A 16,105-nucleotide genomic window follows, 5' to 3' on the forward strand; every position below is an offset into this window, starting at 1 on the left:
GGAGCTGAGTTGTAGTGAGATGTGTCGATCGCCGAAGTCATCGTCCGAGGCTTCGGCGCCATCAGATCTCACCCTCGTGCCGTTCGCCGGTGGGGGTGAGCCCGGCGGCTGTGGCGACGGCGGCGGATGCCCGGTGGTCGGGGTGGATGTGGGCGGTGACGGTGTGCACCGACTGCCGGGTGAGCCAGGCGACGAGTCCTCGGGCTGCTTCGCCGGCGATGCCTCTTCCCTGCCACGGGGTACCCACCACCCAGGCGATCTCGGCGATGGGACCATGGCCGGAAGGACTGACCGTCGCCTGGACGGTGCCCGTCAGGCAGGACGCGTCACGGAGCCGGACCACCCAGTTCAGCCAGGACACGGCCGGATCGGGGGAGCCTGCGGCCAGGCGCCGGTAGCGCGAGCGCAGGGCGTGCGGGGTGTCCGGAGTGCCGCCGATGAAGGTGTGCAGGGCCGGGTCGGACAGCACGGCGGCCATCTCCTCGGCGTGCTCGACGCCCAGCGGCAGCAGGTCCAGCCGCCCGGTGCCGATGGCCTGGGCCTGGAGGGCGCTCATGCCTCGACCATCTCACGGCGTCCACTCCTGGTACGTACGTGCGTTCCCTGAGGGTGGTGCCATCCGACCGGCGAGCGGGCGAATGGCATCACGGTTGTCCGCCGCCCGGTTACTCGGCCGCTTCGAGGGCGGCGAGTGCCTGCGCCCAGCGGACGTACTTCAGTTCGGCCAGGTCCGCGACGGTCTTGACTCCGAACGCCTCCTGGAGCAGCTCGCCGTCGCGGTCAGAGACCCCCTTCAGCGCTGCCACCGGGGCGGCGAGTATCTCCGTCAGGCTCTTGTCCGCCCACGCCTTGTCCAGCACCTTGTCCAGATCGATCGAAGCCATGGGTGTCGCCTCCAGGGTGCACGGCCCGAACCTCGCCCAGGCCTGTTTCTACAAACGCGTAGAAGCATAGGGTCGTCCCGGCAGGCAGGGAGCGCGCTTCGGGCAGCCTCTCCGGGAAAGGCCGAAATACGCTCCTGAGCTGGCCAAAGGCCATTGCACTGCCCACCGGACCGACGGCTCCTTCGGGGCGCAGCCCTCTTCCCCCCGTGCCGTCCCCCAGTAGGAGCGAGGCTCCCGATCTCAGGGATGGCCCCGAGAGCCGGGCCCGGAAGATGAGGGGTCGGTCTCCTCTCCGCGCAGGATCTCGGTGGCGTACGTGATCACCAGGATGGGGTTCGTCGGAAGCACGCCCCCTGGGAAGCAGGAGAACCCCTTCATGCATGCTCATCGCCATGTCCGTATCGCCGTCGCCTCCGCGTTGTTAGCCGGTCTGGCTCTCGGTCCCGCTGCCGGAGCGGCCGCCGCCCAGCCCGTCGGAACGGCTCCCGCGGCGGCGGTGCCGGACTCCGCAGGGCCCGATGTCGCCGCTCTGGAGAAGGCCCTCGTCGGGATCCCCGACGGGGACGTCTCCGCCGCCCTCGTCCGGGTGGGAGGCAAGGGCAGTTGGACGGGGACCGCCGGGGTGCGGGACCTGCGGAACGGGGCGCCGGCCCTGGAGAACACGCGGTTCCGGGCCGGGTCGACGACCAAGGTGGTCACCGCGGCGCTGGTGCTCCAACTCGTCGCGGAGGGGCGGGTGGAGCTCGACGCGCCCGTCACCCGGTATCTGCCCGGTCTGCTGCCGGACTCCTTCACCGAGCCGCCGACCGTACGGCACCTGCTCACGTACACCAGCGGCCTGCGGCCCGGCGCGAACCTCGGCTCGACCACCGAGGAGATGTACCCCCACCGGTTCCGCACCCTCAGCCCCGAGCAGGTGGTGGCCACCGCGGTCGCGAAGGGGCCCGCGTTCGCCCCCGGGGAACGGCAGGCGTACCAGAACATCGACTACACCGTGCTCGGCCTGCTGATCGAGAAGGTGACGGGCGACCGTTACGAGCACCGGGCCGAGGCGCGGATCTTCCGTCCGCTGGGCATGCGGCACACGAGCTTCCCGGTCGGGCCGGATCCGCTTGTGCACGGCCCGCACCACCGGGCCTACACGGACATCGGGGGCCGGACCACCGACGTCACGGAGTGGAACATGTCCGACCGCTGGGTGGTCGGCAACATGATCTCCACCACCGCCGATCTGGAACGGTTCCTGGTGGCCCTGTTCCGGGGGCGGGTGGTGCCGCAGCCGCTGCTGGACCAGATGCTCACCGTCCCCGACGTCGAAGGGGCCACCTACGGCATGGCGTTGGAGCGCTTCGTCCACAACGGGACGGAGATCTGGGGCAAGACCGGGTCCCGTCCCGGCTACCACACGGTGCTGGCCGCCACCCGCGACCTGTCCCGGACGGTGGTCTACTCGGTGAACGCCAAGAGCGCACGGGAGGACGGCTTCCCGCTCATCGCGCGGTTCGCCCTGCCCGCCTTCAACCGCTAGGGCGCGCCCGACGCATGCGCGGCGAGGCGTCTCTCAGCCTTCCCCGGGTTCGGCCGGGCCGGTTCTCCGGGCGACCGCACCCTTGCGGACCGAGAGCAGGAACAGGACCACGGCGGCGGCGCCGAAGCCCAACCCCACGTTCGTGAAGGCCAGGACCGTCTCGATGGAGGCGTCGGCGATCCGGGGGATGGCATTGGCGAGCGCGAGGCCGTACATGCACAGCATCCCGTAGGCGCGGAGCCGCATCCCGGCCTGGCGCTCCCGCATCCGCGGTGGCGTCCACTCGGCCAGGACCGCCACCGACCACGGCAGCGCGAGCGCCGTGAACACCGCCAAGGCCATCCAGTGGTACAGCGGATTGCCGTTCACTCCGCCCCCTTCGTAGATGATCACCAGGCTACGGGGGGTGACATGGCCTGTCCATGTCGAGTGCCGGCGGCGCCGCGGTCGTCCCAGCCGATGCGGAGGACCGGTTTGACTGCGGCGCCGGACGCGGCCTCGTCGGCGGACGGTTCGGCGTGGGCCGCGTCCACGGGGGAAGGGGGTGAAACCGACTCGGCCATGGCGGACTCCTGTCGTGGCGGCTCCCCTTCCAGGGGAACCCGGCCGAGGAGGCGCGGCAAGTCGCCGTCGCGCCCGTCCCGGCGCGTCACCGATGCCTCGGGTCAGGTGGACGGTTGCGGGCGGGGCGTGGTGATGATGGCGGTGCGCAGGGCCTCCACGGCGCGGGTGCGGGCGCCGGCGAGTTCGGGTTCGGGGACCTGGGCCGTGGTGACCGGGACGCTGCGGGGCAGTTCGGCGAAGTGTGCGCGGATCGCCTCGGCGATGTGCGGCTCGGCGCCCCAGGCGCCTCCCAGGACGATCAGCCGGGGGTCGGCCAGCGCGACCGCCGCCGCCAGCACGCCGCCCACCGCGCGGGCCAGCGCGCCGCGGGTCCGCCGGGCGGTCGCGGAGTCGCCGAGGGTGGCGGCGCGCAGGGCGTCGACGTCGATGGCGGTGGACTCGGCGCGGCGCAGGCCGAGTTCGGCGAAGACCTCGATGAGGGGCAGCGCCGTGCCCCGGGGGCCGACGGTGTACAGGTGGGCGATCTCTCCGGCCAACCCGTGGTGCCCGCGGCGGACTTCCGCGTCGGTGACCACCGCGCAGCCCAGTCCTTCGCCGAGGTGGACGTAGACGAAGTCGTCGACGCCGAGGGCGCGTCCGGTGGCGCGTTCGGCGCGGGCGGCCCAGTTGATGTCGTTGTCGACCAGGACCGTCCCGTCCACCGCGCCGGCCAGTACCGCCGCCGGGTCCAGGTCCCCGACCAGGAACGGGGCGTCCGGCAGGTGCACCAGGCGTCCGGTGACGCGGTCGACCGGATCGGCCGCGCTGACCACGGCCGTACGCAGGGGACCGGGCACCCGGGGCCGGACCAGCGCGACCGCCTCGGTCAGTGCCTGTGCGGTCGCGTGCGGGCCCGGGGCGCGGCCCAGGCCGATCTCGGCGCGGGCGGTGGCGGTGCCGAAGGCGTCGACGGTCTCCGCGACGACGCCTTCGGGGCTGATGCTCGCCACCAGGGCCGCCCCGGTGTCCGCGGCCAGTGAGTAGTAGGTGCCGACCCGGCCGCGGCCGGTGGTGCGCTCGCCCGTGTCGGCGAGCAGGCCGGCCTCGCTCAGCCGCCGCACGCTGTCGGAGACCGTCGGCTTGGAGATCCCGGTCCGGGCGGCGATCTCCGCGCGGGTCAGGCGCCCTTCCTCCATCAGCGCGCGCAGCACGTTCTCGTCGGTGAGCGCGCGCAGCATTTCGAGTGACGGCTTGGCCAGTGACATGCCGAAGATTTTAGTCAGGACTCTTGCCCAAATGCGGGCGGGCGGCTAGCTTGCCTTTTAGTAAGGAGTCCTGACCAAAGGAGCCGAGCAATGACGCTGGCAACCGAGACGCAGCAGGCCGGTCTCCCCGCCCTGCCGCACTGGGAGAACACCCCCGAGGACCTGGCCGCCGCCATCCGCGAGATCAAGCCCGCGCTGCGCGCCCGCATCGAGGCCTCCGGACGCACCGTCGAGGAGGTCTTCGCCGTCGTCGAGGAGCGCGTCCGCGCCCGTCTGGCGGAGATCCGGGCGGACGAGGAGCGCGGCGAGAGCGTGTGGCCGGTCATCGACTACGCGGACATCGCGAACGGAACCGTCACCCCGGAGCAGCTCGACAAGCTCCGCCGCCGCGGCTGCCTCGTCGTCCGCGGCCACTTCGAGCGCGAGCAGGCCCTCGCCTGGGACACCTCGATCGTGGACTACGTGGAGCGCAACGAGTTCTTCGAGAACTACCGGGGCCCCGGCGACGACTTCTTCGGCAGCGTCGGCTCCAAGCCGGAGATCTACCCCATCTACTGGTCGCAGGCCCAGATGGAGGCCCGCCAGAGCGACCGGATGGCCGGCGTCCAGTCCTTCCTCAACTCCCTGTGGAAGCACGAGTCCGAGGGCGTGCAGTGGTTCGACCCGAACCGCGACGCGCTGTACCCCGACCGCATCCGCCGCCGCCCCCCGGGCGCCGACTCGGGCGGGCTCGGCACCCACCTCGACCCCGGCACCCTCGACCTGTGGATGACGCGGGCCTACCAGCAGGCGTTCCGCCACCTGTTCGACGGCAGCGTCGAGGAGTACGACCCCTGGGACGCCGCCCACCGCACGGCCGGCCCCCAGTACCCCGGCTCCACCATGTGCTCGGCGTTCCGCACCTTCCAGGGCTGGACCGCCCTGTCGGACATGGACCACGACCAGGGCGTCCTGCACACCGTCCCGATCCCCGAGGCCATGGCGTACCTCATGCTGCGGCCGCTGCTGTCGGACGTCCCGGAGGACGACATGTGCGGGGTGACCACCAACCAGGTCTTCCCCGCCGATGAGAAGTGGCACCCGCTGCTCATGGAGGCCCTCACCGGCATCCCCGACATCAAGGCGGGCGACTCCGTCTGGTGGCACTGCGACATGATCCACAGCGTCGCGCCGGTCACCGACCAGAAGGGCTGGGGCAACGTCATGTACATCCCCGCCGCCCCCTGGTGCCCCCGCAACGAGGCGTACTCGGCGAAGGTCCGCGAGGCCTTCCTGACCGGCTCCAGCCCCGGTGACTTCCCCGAGGAGCACTACGAGCGCGCCTGGCCCGACCGTTTCGACGTCGACCGGCTCAACGAGACGGGCCGCCGCGGCCTGGGCCTCGACGACTGACGGACCCGCCCCGTGCACCGGGTCGGCGCCGTGACCTCTCAGCCGGCACGACCCGGTGTGACTCCACATGACACGGACAGGGCGGCGCCCGGGCCTCCGTAGATCGGTCCTTCCCGGACGGTGGCTCGGTCATCAACATCGTGGGAACGGTGATCGCGATGGTGCTCATCGACCGGATCGGCCGCAAGCCGCTGGCCTCGATCGGTTCCGCCGGTATGGCGGTCTCCCTCGCGGCCGTCGCCTGGGCGTTCTCCCACAAGACCGGAACGGGCGACAGCATCTCGCTGCCCGACACGCAGGCCGCCGTCGCGCTGGTCGCCGCCCACACCTTCGTCCTCTTCTTCGCCATGTCGCTGGGCGTGGCGGTCTGGGTGCTGCTCGGCGAGATGTTCCCCAGCCGCATCCGCGCGGCCGCGCTCGGCGTCGCCGCCTGCGCGCAGTGGATCGCCAACTGGCTGGTCACCGCGACGTTCCCGAGCATGTCGGAGTGGAACCTGTCCGGGTCGTACGTGATCTACGCGGTCTTCGCCGCGCCGGCGGTCCCGTTCGTCCTCACGTGGGTGCCGGAGACCAAGGGCAGGACGCTGGAGGAGATGGGCTGAGCCCAGGCTCAGCGCTCCAGGAGCACCCGGCCGCCGACCTCGGTCCAGCCGTGCGGCTGCGGTGCGGTCAGGATCTGGGAGCCCGCGCCCTGAGTGATGTTCAGGGCGCGGCCCAGCCGGTCGGTGAGCAGGAGGGCGGCGGCGCCGGTCGCCTCGTCCTCGTCCACGCCGTCGTCCCGGCCGGGGAAGGCGCGGGCGCGGACGCGGCCCGCCGCCTCGTCCTCCCAGGCCCAGGCGTAGATCCACTCTCCCTTCGGGGGCACCGCCAGGTCGTCGACCTCGGCGGCGGTGGCGTAGCGGCGCAGGGTGCGCGGCGGCACCCACTCCGCGCGCGCCTCGATCCAGCAGAACTCCCCGTCCTGCCGGGCGCCCACCACCCCCGCCGGGGTGACGAGTTCGGGTACGTCGAGCAGCCAGGCCGTGCCGACGCACGGGTGGCCGGCGAAGGGCAGGCGCAGGGTCGGGGTGTAGATGTCGATCGCCCCGCGCTCGGGGTCGTCGACGAACACGGTCTCGCTGAAGCCGAGTTTCGCGGCGAACTCCTGCCGGTCGCTCCGCTCGGGCATCACGGAGCCGTCGCGGACGACGCCGAGTTCGTTGCCGTACCCGCCCTGGGGGCCGCAGAAGACGCGCACCACGTCGTAGTCAGTCACGGGGGCATTCAAGCATCGCGCGTCCGCGGCCTCGCGAGGTCGAGCAGCCCTCGACCCGGGAGAACCGGTCGAGGGCTGCTCCCCGTCGGCTACTCGGTCGTCGAGCTGCGCCTGCGGAGGGCGAAGACCACGGCCGCGCCCGCGGCGACCGCCGCTGCCGCCGCGCCGCCGACGGCCGCGACCGGGATGTCCGAACCGGTGCTGGCCAGGGCGCCGTTCAGGCCACCCGTGGCGGAGCCGGTCGTGGAGCCGATGACGCCGCCGGTGCCGCCGGTCGTGCCGGCCCCGCCCGTGCCGCCGCCGCTGCCGCCGGTACCGCTGCCGCCCGTGCCGCCCGGGAGGCCGGCGTCGTCGCTCAGGGCGACCGACAGGTCGACGGGGTCGAGGGCGGTGCCGGCGGTGTAGAAGTCGCCGAAGGCCTTCGCGCCGGCCTCGGTGAGGGTCGCGGCGACGTCGTTGAGGGTGATGACGTCGTTCTTCGTGGTCAGGCCGGACGTCTTGGCCTTCAGGTCGGCCAGGACCACGTCCTGCGAGCGCTCGCCGAGCTTGGTGACGTCGGCGGACAGGGTGCCGGAGCCTCCGTCGAGGGTCGCCTTCAGGTCGGTGAGGGTGAGGTCGAGGCCGTACGCGCCGTTCTCCTCGTGGCCCTTGAAGTTCACCGCGCCCTTGAAGGCGGCCTTCAGGATGCCCGCGTCCGTGTCATAGGTGCCGGAGGCGTCGGTGAAGGTGAAGGCGCCGTTGCCGGATGCCTGGGACGCACCGCCGGACGCGGTGACCTTGCCCTTGGCGACCGGGCCGACCACGTACGTGCGGAAGGACTCCTTCACGCCCCAGCCGAGGATGCCGTCGGCTATCTCACCCCGGGCGGGCGCGGGGGTGTCGCCGTCGGAGGGGGCGGACGCCGAGGGGGACGGGGACGAGGAGGGGGACGACTTCGACGGGGACGGGGACGGGGACTGCGACGGGGACGACGGCTCGTCCGTGGGCTCCGGTGCGGTCGGCTCGCCCGTCGGCTCCGGCGAGGTGGGCTCGTCCGTGGGTTCGGGTTCGGGGTCGGGGTCGGTGCCGGGCTCCGGCTCGGTGGGCTCGGGGTCCGTGGGGGTCGGCCTGGTCTTCTGGACGACCGTCAGCGGGTCGCCGGCCGCGCCCGCGTAGCTCGCGCTGCCGAAGACTTCGCCGGCCTCCGCGGTCAGCTCGGTCGCCATGTCCGTCATCGCCCGGGTGACGGTGACGGTCGCGAGCGGTACGTCGTCCTCGATCCTGCCGTTCCGGGTCACGTCGGCGGTGATCTCGGCGGCCGTGCTGTCGAACTTGACGTCGGAGAGGGTGAGGGCGAAACCGTGCGCCTCGGACTGGATCGCCAGGGTGCCCTCGAAGCCGATCCGCATCCGGTGCGAGGTGGAGTCGTAGCTGCCGGTGCCGTTGACGAAGGTGAAGACGCCGTTGCCGTCGGCCTGGGTCGCGCCGTCCGCGGGGGTGAAGGCGCCCTTCGCGAAGGTGGCGACGTAGGTGCGGTACGACTGCTTGATGCCCCAGGTCAACTCGTATCCGGTGAGGGGGATTTCGGCTGCCGCGGCGGAGGTCGCTCCGGTGAGGGCGGTGGCGCCGAGGGCGGCGGCCGTGGCCACGGCGGCGGCGATGACGGTGGCGGTGGAGCGGCTTCGTCTTGCGGACATGGTCGGGCTTCTCCTTGGTGTGGGTTCGGGGGTGGTCCTGCGGGGTGCCCTGTGGGGTTGTTCCGCGAGGGGGCCTCGTGGGACGTCCCGCGAGGTGCCTCGCGCGGGCCTCCTCACGGGGTGTTCTGCTACGGGGTGTTCTGCGAGGTGCCCTGCGCGGGCTCCTGCGGGGTGGTGTCCGCGGCCGGTCGTGCGCGGCGCCTGCGGACGAGGAACGCGGCCACCGCGGCGAGCGCCGCCAGGAGTCCGGCCGCCAGGGCGAGGAAGAGGGTGGGGAGGCCGCCGTCGTCCTTCGCTGTGCTCGCGACGGGCTCGGCGGACGGGTCGGCCGCGGTCTCGGACGGTGCGGCCTCCGGTGTCGGGGTGCTGCCGAGGTCGGGGAGGGCGGGGAGTCCGGCGTCGTCGGTGAGGGCGAGGGCCAGGGAGACGGGGTCCATCGCGGTGCCCTCGGGGTACATCCCGCCGAACGCCTCGGCGCCGTCCGCCGTGAGCTTCGCGGGTGCCTCGGTCAGGAGGGCCAGGCCGTCCTTCGTCTTGAGGTCCTTCGCGGTGAAGGTGACCAGCGGCACCTTCTTCCCGCTGTGGTCCGGGCTCCTCACATCGGCGTACAGGGTGCCCTCGTCGTCCTCGACGGTGACGCGTACGGCGCTCAGCCGCAGGTCGAGACCCTGCTCGCCGGTGAAGCGGAGCGTGCCCTCGAAGGCGGCGGTCAGGTCGCCGTCCTCGAACGTGCCCTCGCCGCCGGGGAACCGGAAGAGGGCGCCGCCGTCCAGGGCGCCCGAGGACAGGGTCCACTCGCCCTTGGCGATGTCGCCGGTGACGTACTCGCGGAAGGTGCGGCGCACGCCCCAGTCGACGGCGCCGTCGGCGAGCTCGGTCCCGTCCTTCGCGGCCGGCTTCTTCTTCGCCTCCTCCGTCGTCTTCGGCCCGGGCGACTTCGGCTCCGGTGTGCCCGACGGCTCGGGCGCCGCCTGCCGGATGTCCGCCGAGAGGCTGACCGGGTCCAGTGCGGTGCCGGCGGTGTAGTAGCCGGCGAAGGACCGGGCGCCTTGGGAGGTGAGGGTGGCGGGCAGGTTGTCGAGGACGACGGAGGTGCCGCCGCCGCGCAGGTCGACGCCGCCCAGGGAGAGGGAGGCGAAGGGCACCTGACGGGACGTCGTGACCGCCCCGGTGCCCCTCGCCTTGCTCACGACGTCCACGTAGAGCGTGCCGGAGGAGCCGGTGACGCTCACGGTGGGCGAGCTGATGGTGAGGTCGAGCTGGTGGCCGCCGGATTCGGTGGCGTGTCCGAGGAAGCGCACTCCGCCGGAGAAGGAGGCACGGAAGCTTCCCGTCTCCCCGTCGTGGGCGCCCGTCGCCGAGTGGAAGCGGAAGCCGCTGCCGCCGACGGTGGCCGCGCCGCCGGTGAGGGAGAAACTCCCCTGCGCGACGGGCCCGGTGACGTAGCTCTGGAAGGACGACTTGATGCCCCAGTCGAGCCGTCCGCCCTGGACGGTGCGGCTCTCGGCGTGCGCGGTGGCGGCCGGGAGGAGAGACCCCAGGACGGCCGCGCACAACGCGGTCACGAGGGCACGCAGGCGGGTGGACATGACGGTTCCTCCGGGGCGACGACCAGTAGAAAGTTAGGCAAGGCTAACCTAAACTACATCGCGAACGACATCCGCAGTGGACGAAAGGAACGGACGGAACCGTGCGACCCTTGCGCACCGGACTGGCAGGAGCGCTGCTGTCCGTGCTCGCCCTCACCCTCACCACGGCCTCCTGCGCAGGCCCTTCCGGCACGGGCTCCGCAACGACGGCGGACGGGGCGGACGGCCCCTCGCAGGGCTCCCGGAACACCTCCCCGGTCTCCGACCGCCTGGAGCCCCTCGCCGACACCCCGCGCCCCGAACTCCCGGCCACCGTCCGCTCCGCCGACGGCCGGAAGGTGACCGTCGAACGGGCCGACCGGCTCGTGCCGCTCTCCGGGAGTCTCGGCGAGATCGTGTTCACCCTCGGCCTCGGGGACCGGGTCGTCGCCCGCGACGTCACCGCCACCTTCGAAGAAGCCTCCGAACTCCCCGTCGTCACCAGGGGACACGACGTCTCCGCGGAGAGCGTGCTGTCGCTCCGCCCCGACCTGGTGATCGCCGAGGCCACGAGCGGACCGGCCGAGGCGATGGACCAGATCCGCGCCGCCGGCATCCGGGTCCTGGTCGTCGCTCCGGCGGCCGGCCTCGACGACGTGGGCCCGCGCATCCGGGCCGTCGCCGACGCGCTCGGCGTACCGGACGCGGGCAGGGAACTGACCACCCGTTCCGAGCAGCGGATCGACGCCGTCGGCGACTCGGTCCCGAACGAGGGCCCCCGGCCCCGGGTCGCCTTCCTCTACCTGCGCGGTTCGGCCTCCGTGTACCTCATCGGCGGCAGGGGCTCGGGAGCGACCTCGCTGATCGAGGCCGCCGGCGCGGTCGACGCCGGTGCCGAGTCCGGTCTGGAGAAGGACTTCACCGCCATCACCAGTGAAGCGCTCGTGAAGGCGGCGCCCGACGCGATCCTCGTCATGGCGAAGGGACTCGAGTCCGTCGGCGGCGTGGACGGACTGGTCGAGATCCCCGGCGTGGCACAGACCCCGGCCGGGATGGACCGGCGCATCGTCTCCGTCGAGGACGGGGTGCTCCTCACCTACGGTCCCCGCACCGACCAGGTGCTCACCTCGGTCGTCGAGCAGCTGTACGGCACGGACTCAGGCACGGACACGGACTCGGACTCGGGCGGTGGCGCGTGACGCTTCTGGAGAAGCCCGCACGACCGGAACCGGGACAGGAGCCGGAGTCGGCTTCCGCGCCCCCGACCACTGCGGTCCCCGCGAAGCCCCGGCAACGTCGCACCACCGCCTGGCTGTTGACCGCCGGTCTCCTCGCCGGTCTGCTGGTCCTGATCCCCGTGGCCGCCGCGACCGGCGCCTACCACGTGCCCGTCGGCGACGTCCTGGCCTCGGTCCAGCACCGGCTCGGGGCCGGTGGCACGCGGTGGGACCGGGTCGCCGAGTCGGTGCTGTGGAACGTACGGTTCCCGCGGATCGTGCTCGCACTGCTCGTCGGCGCCTCGCTGGGCTGCGCAGGCGCCCTGATGCAGGGCGTGTTCGGCAATCCGCTCGCCGAACCGGGCGTCATCGGCGTCTCCTCCGGCGCGGCGGTCGGCGCGGTCGGGGCGATCGCGCTCGGGCTGAACTTCGCCGGCAACTGGACGGTGCCGGTCCTGGCGTTCGCCGCCGGCCTGGTCACCGTCCTGCTCGTGTACGCGATGTCCCGCTCGGGCGGCCGTACCGAGGTGGTGACGCTGATCCTCACCGGTATCGCCGTGAACGCCTTCGCGGGCGCGCTGATCGGACTGTTCCTCTTCTTCGCCGACACCGCGGCCGTCAACCAGATCACCTTCTGGCAACTGGGTTCGCTGTCCCAGGCGACCTGGCCGAAGGTGCTCGCCGTCCTGCCCTGCGCGGCGCTCGGGCTGGCCGTGGCCCCGCTGTACGCCCGCCGGCTGGACCTGCTGGCGCTCGGCGAGCGGCCGGCCCGGCATCTGGGGGTGGACGTGGAGCGGCTGCGGATCGTGCTGGTGCTGGTCATCGCGCTGCTGACCGCGGCGGCCGTCAGCGTCTCCGGGATCATCGGGTTCGTCGGTCTGGTCGTCCCGCATCTGCTGCGGATGGCGGCCGGTCCGGGGCACCGGTTCCTCCTGCCGGGCAGTGCGCTGCTCGGGGCGCTGGTGCTGCTCGCCGCGGACCTGACGGCCCGTACGGTCGCCGAGCCGGCCGAACTCCCCCTCGGCGTCCTCACGGCGCTGATCGGCAGCCCGTTCTTCTTCTGGCTGCTCCGCCGCACCCGCCGCAGGCAAGGAGGCTGGGCATGATCCGGCTGCGCAACCGTCCCGTCCCGCCGCCCGCTCCCGAAGCCGGCGAGGTGCTCGCCCGGGCGGAGGGGCTGTCCGTCCGGCTCGGCGCCCGCGAGGTGCTCGCGGGGGTGGACGTCACCGTCCGGGCCGGTGAGGTGCTGGCCCTGGTCGGGCCCAACGGGGCGGGAAAGTCCACCCTGTTGAGCGCCCTGGCCGCCGATCTCCCGCCCACCGCGGGGGCGGTACGGATCCACGGGCGCCCGGCGTCGGACTGGTCCGCGCCCGAACTCGCGCTGCGTCGGGCGGTGTTGCCCCAGTCCGCGTCGCTCTCCTTCCCGTTCACGGTGGAGGAGGTGGTCCGCATGGGCCGTGCGCCCTGGGCCGCGGTCCGCCCCGAGGAGGACGACGCGGCCGCGGCCGAGGCGATGGCCGCCACCGAGGTGGCCGGTTTCGCCGCGCGCCCGTTCTCCGCACTCAGCGGCGGCGAGCGGGCCCGGGTCGCCCTCGCCCGGGTGCTCGCCCAGCGCACGTCGCTGCTGCTGCTCGACGAGCCGACCGCCGCCCTCGACCTCCGGCACCAGGAGCTGGTGCTGCGGCTGTGCCGTGCACGGGCGCTCGCCGGTGACGCGGTGGTCGTCGTCCTGCACGATCTGGGACTCGCGGCGGCCTACGCGCACCGGGTGGCGGTCCTGCGCTCCGGCGAGGTGGCGGCCGACGGGCCGCCGCGGGAGGTCTTCTCCGAGCGGCTGCTGTCCGAGGTGTACGACCAGCCCGTCGAGGTCCTTCCGCACCCCCGCACGGGCGCGGTCCTGGTCCTCCCCACCAGGGACGGCTGACGTCGGCGGGACCCGGCCCGGCCGCTTCCCGCTCCCGCCTTCGCTCCGGCCCGGTCACGGTGTGGCCGCTGTGTCCCGTCCGCATGTTCGCGCTGTCCCCCGTCCCGGTAGGGTTCGCCTCCGGGACGGGGAAGGTGAAGGAAGCGGATGAGCAGGGATCTCGGCCTTCGAAGGCTCCGCGGGTTCGACCGGGGCGCGCTGCTCGCGGCTTCGGTGACCGCTCTGTCGTTGACGGCGAGCGGCTGTGTGGTGGTGCACGGCGAGCGCGAGGTGCTTCCGGCCACCACCCGGGCCGAAGCCGCGCTGGCGCTCCAGGAGTTCACGGCCGCCTACAACAAGGCCGATGAGGCGTACGACAGTTCCCTGGACGCCGAGTACACCACCGGCGCGCTCGGCGACATCGACAAGGCGCGGCTGACGGCCGGGAAGGCCAACAACCCGGACGGCAACCCCGGGCACTCGCCGCTGAAGCTGACGGACGCGAAGTTCACCATCCCCAAGAAGGCCGGCTGGCCCCGCTGGTTCCTCGCGGACGCGGCGGGCAACAAGGGCGGCGACGTGCGCTGGCTGCTGGTGTTCACCCGCAGCGGTCTCGAGGAGACCTGGCAGGCGGCTTACCTGACGCTGGTGGCCCCGGACGACATACCCGGGTTCCCGCTGGACAAGGACGGCTGGGCCGAGGCCGTCCCCGCCAACGCCACCGATCTCACCGTGCCGCCCGGCGAGTTGAGCGCGACCTACGCGACGTACCTGAAGGACGGCGGGGACGGCGCAGGCGGCGCGGACGGGAAGGGCGGCGGCGCCTCCTTCGCCGAGGGCCCGCACACCAGCGCGTGGCGGGCGCTGCGCACCAAGCAGTCGGAGCGGCCGGGGCTGGCCACGCAGTACATCGACGAACCGCTGACGAACGGCGACTACGCGCCCCTGGCGCTGCGCACCGAGGGCGGCGGGGCGCTGGTGTTCTTCACCACGCGCCACTTCGAGAAGCAGACCGCCGCGGACGGGGCGACGGTGCCGACCCCGAACAAGGACGTGCTGGCGCTGACCACGGGGGAGATCCGGCAGGCTCTGACGATGGAGTTCGTCTCCAACGAGGTGGCGCTGGACCCGGGCGACGGCGAGGTGGAGATCCTGGGCCGGATCCAGGGGTTGACCTCGGCGAAGGGCGAGTAGGGCCGTCGGCACGCTCCGGGCGGGGGAACCTAACGGCGCAGGGGCCAGGCCGTGGTCGCCTGGTCGGGGTGCTCGACCGCGTGGCGGGCACAGGCGTCGGTGAGGTACTCCAGCAGGCTCAGCGGGTCGGGCAGCGGATGCTCCGGACCGCGTACCCAGTGCACCGAGCGGCCGTCGTCACCGGGCAGCCGCGCGGGCGGTACCAGGACGTAGGAGCCCCGGCAGTGCCAGCGCAGGCCGGGGTGCTCGTCCATGGTCTCGGGGTGGCAGTCCAGCTCGCACGGCCACCACTCGTCCTCGTCCTCGGGGGTGCCCCGGGTGAGGGTGAAGAACAGTATGCGGCCGTCGTCGCTCTCCGCGACGGGCCCGACCTCGACCCCTGCCGCCAGCAGGCCTTCCAACGCCTCGCGACCGGCGTTCAGGGGCACGTCGAGTACGTCGTGCACCATGCCGGTCGCGGTGATGAAGTTGGCCTGCGGCTGGTGGCGGGCCCAGCGCTCGATCTGGGCGCGGTCGGTGGTGGACTGCGTCTGCCAGGCGAACGACACCGGGTGCCGGGCGGGGGTGGGACAGCCGACGCGGTCGCACGAACATCGGTATCCGGCGGCGGGGTGGGCGGCGGGCGCGAGCGGCAGTCCCGCGTCGGCGGCGGCGAGCAGCAGTTCCTCACGGCCGCCTCCGTCGGCGGCCGGCTCCGGGCGGCGGCCGCGCAGCCACCGGGAGAGTTTGCCCTGCTTGCCGGTCCTGCCGCCGAACTCCGCGCTCATCTAACTCCTCGCCTCGCCCTCGTGCTCCTCAGCATGCCCTATGGTCCCACCGTCGTGCGCATCGGGGGCCGGGGCCCACAATAGGCGCACCTGGGACAAGCGGTGCACGGACCGGACGAGAGGCGCCCCGAGGGGCGAAAGGTACACCCCGGGGGTGCGCCGGTGTGACCGGGCGGACAGCGCGGGCGCCCCCGGTCAGCGAGGGGCGAGGCCGTTCAGGGCGTAGTCGACGAGGGTGTCGGTGTACTCGTGGCTGATCGGCCCCGTGTACTGCAGCCAGCGCTGGGCGAGCGGGGAGACGAAGAGCTCCAGGGCGATGCGCGGGTCGACGTCGGGACGGACCTCTCCGGCCTCCTGCGCGGAGCGCAGCCGGTCGACGTACAGCAGGAGCGACGGTTCCAGCAGTTTGGCGACGAACCTCCGGCCGAGCTCCTCGTTGACGACGCCCTCGGCGGCCAGCGCGCGGGACGGCGCCTCGAACGCCGGGTCGCGCAGTTCGTCGACCGTGGCCCGCAGGACGAGTTTGAGGTCGGCGGCGAGGTCCCCGGTGTCCGGGATCCCGTACTTCTCGCCGCTCCCCGGCCCCTGCCCGGCGGCACGGGCCGCCTGCTCGCCCAGGTCGAGGAACGCCTCCAGCAGGACGTCCGCCTTCGACGGCCACCACCGGTAGATCGTCTGCTTGCCGACGCCGGCGCGGGCGGCGATGCCCTCGATGGTGGTCTTCGGGTAGCCGATCTCCACGACCAGGGCGAGGGCCGCGTCGTAGATGGCACGGCGGGAGCGCTCACTGCGGCGGGTGGAGTCGGGGAGTGCGGGGCTGTTCGTGGCCATGGGTCGAATTTATCAGGTTGACAAGACGGCGCGTCTCGCCTGACAGTGAGGGAGGCCGAATCGAGACGATACGTCTCGTCAC

The 16,105-nt window shown here is 72.8% G+C and carries 15 protein-coding genes and 2 pseudogenes; 8 read left to right on the top strand and 9 right to left on the bottom strand.

Annotation, left to right across the window (positions count from 1 at the left end):
• Positions 1–61: 61 nt before the first annotated feature.
• Together ACWEQO_RS02440 and ACWEQO_RS02445 are read right to left on the bottom strand one after the other, a co-directional pair.
• On the bottom strand, positions 62–556 hold the full coding sequence (locus ACWEQO_RS02440; protein ID WP_452978016.1) for a GNAT family N-acetyltransferase: 495 nt from the start codon (positions 554–556) through the stop codon (positions 62–64).
• Positions 557–665: 109 nt separating this feature from the next.
• Positions 666–884, bottom strand: a complete 219-nt coding sequence (locus ACWEQO_RS02445; RefSeq protein ID WP_361448463.1) for a hypothetical protein — start codon at positions 882–884, stop codon at positions 666–668.
• Positions 885–1,260: 376 nt separating this feature from the next.
• Here ACWEQO_RS02445 and ACWEQO_RS02450 point away from each other — a divergent pair, with 376 nt between their 5' ends.
• Positions 1,261–2,412, top strand: a complete 1,152-nt coding sequence (locus ACWEQO_RS02450; protein WP_452978019.1) for a serine hydrolase domain-containing protein — start codon at positions 1,261–1,263, stop codon at positions 2,410–2,412.
• A gap of 33 nt (positions 2,413–2,445) precedes the next feature.
• Here ACWEQO_RS02450 and ACWEQO_RS02455 read toward each other — a convergent pair whose 3' ends face one another.
• Entirely contained in the window at positions 2,446–2,805 is a 360-nt protein-coding gene (locus ACWEQO_RS02455; RefSeq protein WP_452978022.1) for a hypothetical protein, read from the bottom strand.
• A gap of 272 nt (positions 2,806–3,077) precedes the next feature.
• On the bottom strand, positions 3,078–4,220 hold the full coding sequence (locus tag ACWEQO_RS02460; protein WP_452978025.1) for an ROK family transcriptional regulator: 1,143 nt from the start codon (positions 4,218–4,220) through the stop codon (positions 3,078–3,080).
• Between the two features lie 90 nt (positions 4,221–4,310).
• On the opposite strand from ACWEQO_RS02460, the gene ACWEQO_RS02465 reads away from it, so the two are divergent.
• The gene (locus ACWEQO_RS02465) at positions 4,311–5,612 is read left to right on the top strand and encodes a DUF1479 domain-containing protein (RefSeq protein ID WP_452978028.1); all 1,302 of its coding nucleotides are present in this window, start codon (positions 4,311–4,313) and stop codon (positions 5,610–5,612) included.
• Positions 5,613–5,737: 125 nt separating this feature from the next.
• A pseudogene (locus tag ACWEQO_RS02470) lies at positions 5,738–6,214 on the top strand (MFS transporter); the annotation flags it as partial.
• An 8-nt stretch (positions 6,215–6,222) separates the two neighbouring features.
• Here ACWEQO_RS02470 and ACWEQO_RS02475 read toward each other — a convergent pair.
• The 3 genes from ACWEQO_RS02475 to ACWEQO_RS02485 all read right to left on the bottom strand — a co-directional run bounded on the left by ACWEQO_RS02475 (position 6,223) and on the right by ACWEQO_RS02485 (position 10,132).
• Positions 6,223–6,867, bottom strand: coding sequence for a PhzF family phenazine biosynthesis protein (locus ACWEQO_RS02475; protein ID WP_452978031.1), 645 nt, complete (start codon positions 6,865–6,867; stop codon positions 6,223–6,225).
• 89 nt (positions 6,868–6,956) lie between these two features.
• Positions 6,957–8,543: an HtaA domain-containing protein gene (locus tag ACWEQO_RS02480; protein WP_452978034.1), complete on the bottom strand. Its 1,587-nt coding sequence runs from the start codon at positions 8,541–8,543 to the stop codon at positions 6,957–6,959.
• Positions 8,544–8,671: 128 nt separating this feature from the next.
• Complete coding sequence (locus tag ACWEQO_RS02485; RefSeq protein WP_452978037.1) at positions 8,672–10,132, bottom strand: HtaA domain-containing protein; 1,461 nt, start codon at positions 10,130–10,132, stop codon at positions 8,672–8,674.
• 110 nt (positions 10,133–10,242) lie between these two features.
• Here ACWEQO_RS02485 and ACWEQO_RS02490 point away from each other — a divergent pair, with 110 nt between their 5' ends.
• The 5 genes and pseudogenes from ACWEQO_RS02490 (at position 10,243) to ACWEQO_RS02510 (ending at position 14,425) form a co-directional block, all read left to right on the top strand.
• Positions 10,243–11,310 carry a heme/hemin ABC transporter substrate-binding protein gene (locus tag ACWEQO_RS02490; protein ID WP_452978457.1) on the top strand — a complete coding sequence of 356 codons (1,068 nt, stop codon included), beginning with the start codon at positions 10,243–10,245 and terminating at the stop codon, positions 11,308–11,310.
• Positions 11,307–12,434, top strand: coding sequence for a FecCD family ABC transporter permease (locus ACWEQO_RS02495; protein ID WP_452978040.1), 1,128 nt, complete (start codon positions 11,307–11,309; stop codon positions 12,432–12,434). Before ACWEQO_RS02490 ends, ACWEQO_RS02495 begins: the two co-directional genes overlap by 4 nt.
• Positions 12,431–13,252: a heme ABC transporter ATP-binding protein gene (locus tag ACWEQO_RS02500; protein WP_452978043.1), complete on the top strand. Its 822-nt coding sequence runs from the start codon at positions 12,431–12,433 to the stop codon at positions 13,250–13,252. The genes ACWEQO_RS02495 and ACWEQO_RS02500 overlap by 4 nt, the downstream gene beginning before the upstream one ends.
• Before the next feature lie 53 nt (positions 13,253–13,305).
• Positions 13,306–13,434: pseudogene (locus tag ACWEQO_RS02505) on the top strand (iron transporter); the annotation flags it as partial.
• Positions 13,400–14,425, top strand: a complete 1,026-nt coding sequence (locus ACWEQO_RS02510) for a hypothetical protein (RefSeq protein WP_452978045.1) — start codon at positions 13,400–13,402, stop codon at positions 14,423–14,425. The pseudogene ACWEQO_RS02505 and the gene ACWEQO_RS02510, both read left to right, overlap by 35 nt.
• Before the next feature lie 29 nt (positions 14,426–14,454).
• Here ACWEQO_RS02510 and ACWEQO_RS02515 read toward each other — a convergent pair whose 3' ends face one another.
• Together ACWEQO_RS02515 and ACWEQO_RS02520 are read right to left on the bottom strand one after the other, a co-directional pair.
• Positions 14,455–15,192 (bottom strand): bifunctional DNA primase/polymerase, encoded by a 738-nt coding sequence (locus ACWEQO_RS02515; protein WP_452978048.1) that lies wholly within the window; start codon positions 15,190–15,192, stop codon positions 14,455–14,457.
• A gap of 195 nt (positions 15,193–15,387) precedes the next feature.
• The gene (locus tag ACWEQO_RS02520) at positions 15,388–16,023 is read right to left on the bottom strand and encodes a TetR/AcrR family transcriptional regulator (RefSeq protein ID WP_452978050.1); all 636 of its coding nucleotides are present in this window, start codon (positions 16,021–16,023) and stop codon (positions 15,388–15,390) included.
• Positions 16,024–16,105 lie beyond the last annotated feature (82 nt).

This window comes from Streptomyces sp. NPDC004051, from assembly GCF_053604275.1.